Origin of the sequence: Sphingomonas olei, assembly GCF_045369765.1 — a bacterium.
Lineage (GTDB): Bacteria > Pseudomonadota > Alphaproteobacteria > Sphingomonadales > Sphingomonadaceae > Sphingomonas > Sphingomonas panaciterrae.
In genome coordinates this window covers 1-1,278 of sequence record NZ_JBIQEU010000073.1, presented here as the reverse complement: position 1 = coordinate 1,278, position 1,278 = coordinate 1, and the positions used below count along the sequence as shown (strand labels likewise).

The window sequence follows — 1,278 nt, the reverse complement described above, 5'->3', positions numbered from 1 at the left end:
TGCGTGGGGTGAGTGTTGTCCAAAACAGACTTCTGTTCAACAGGGACACTGCCACATGCCGAGACGCCACATCCTGAGCGCCCGGCAGCGGTCGGCGCTGCTTGACCTGCCGACCGACGAGGCGTCGCTGCTGCGGCATTACATTCTGGCGGATGACGACTTGGCTCACATCGACCGGCGGCGTCGGCCGGAAAACCGGATCGGCTTCGCCCTGCAACTCTGCGCACTGCGCCATCCGGGCCGGATGCTGGTGCCCGGCGAAGTGATCCCGCTCGCGGTATCCACCTTCCTGGGGGCTCAACTTGGCATCGCCGGCGATACGCTCGTCCGCTACGCCGTCAGGCGCCAAACCCGCCAGCAGCACATGGAGGTGCTGCGCTCTGTATATGGGTACAGGACGTTTCCCGGACAGGGTCCGCGAGCGCAGGCTTTTCGTGAATGGCTGTTCGCCGAAGCCGAACAGGCACGCTCCAACGACGATCTCGCCCGGCGTTTCATCGCTCGCTGCCGTGACACTATGACCATCCTGCCCGCGATCACGACTATCGAGCGGTTGTGCGCGGATGCGCTCGTCGCGGCCGAACGCCGGATTGAACGGCGGATCGCCGAGCGGCTCAGTTCCGCGACCTGCGCTCGGCTCGACGAGCTGACCACTGAAATGCTGCCGGGCGCGATCAGCCGTTTCATCTGGCTGCGCCGGATCGAGCCGGGCAACAATTCCGCCGCGGCGAACCGGCTACTCGATCGATTGGAGTTCCTGCGTGCGATGGACCTCGATGCCGGCCTGCTTGCCGGAGTCCCACCGCATCGCGTCGCCAGGTTGCGGCGACAGGGCGAACGGTACTTTGCCGATGGTCTGCGTGATCTGAGTGCCGACCGGCGTCGCGCCATCCTCGCGGTCTGTATCATTGAGTGGGCAACCGCGACTGCGGATGCGGTGATCGAGACGCATGACCGGATCGTTGGCCGCACCTGGCGCGAGGCGAAGCAACTGCATGACACACGGGTCGCAGACAGCAGGGGTGGGGTCACTGCGACGCTGGCGGGCTTCGCGGCGCTCGGCGGATCGCTGCTCGAAGCGCATGGCGACGGTGCGTCGCTTGACGATGCGATCGCGCGTGCGGCGGGATGGGAGCATCTGACCCGCCTCACCGCTACGGCCCGGACGTTGACAGACACGTTGGGCGACGATCCGCTGGCCCATGTCGATCAGGGCTATCACCGCTTCCGTCGCTATGCCCCGCGAATGCTACGCTGCCTCGACCTCGAAGGCGCGCC

General features: G+C 66.0%; 1 protein-coding gene. It reads left to right on the top strand.

What is annotated here, in order from left to right; genetic code table 11:
* Positions 1 to 55: 55 nt before the first annotated feature.
* Positions 56 to 1,278, top strand: a 1,223-nt coding sequence (locus ACH0BU_RS18090) for a DUF4158 domain-containing protein (RefSeq protein WP_500264482.1), incomplete at its 3' end; no start/stop codon positions are given.